The 267-nt window shown below is 73.4% G+C and carries 1 pseudogene; it reads right to left on the bottom strand.

What is annotated here, in order from left to right:
* Window positions 1-34 precede the first annotated feature (34 nt).
* A pseudogene (locus CCN29_RS35985) lies at window positions 35-267 on the bottom strand (proteasome subunit alpha); the annotation flags it as partial.

The following is a 267-nucleotide window of genomic DNA, read 5'->3' as shown; positions in this document are numbered from 1 at the left end:
ACCCTGCGCCGCAGGCATCCGCACCTCAGCCCGGCTACTCCACGTCCCCGCCGGACGTCGGCTCCGCGTCCGCCGAGCCGGCCTCCAGCAACCGCACCAGCGCCCGCCCCTCGATCCGCTTGAACTTCCGCTTCTGCGGCCGCGTCCGGTCCAGCACCGCCACCTCCAGCCGCTCCGCGGGAATCTCCCGCTCGCTGCCGTTCGTGTCCCGCGACAACGCCTGAACCGCCAGCTTCAGCGCCTCCGCCAGCGTCATCCCGTCCCGGT

The sequence above is a fragment of the Streptomyces pseudogriseolus genome (genome assembly GCA_002154585.1).
GTDB lineage: Bacteria > Actinomycetota > Actinomycetes > Streptomycetales > Streptomycetaceae > Streptomyces > Streptomyces pseudogriseolus.
Note: the sequence above shows the minus strand (reverse complement) of the source record. Positions and strands in the feature narration are given on the sequence as shown.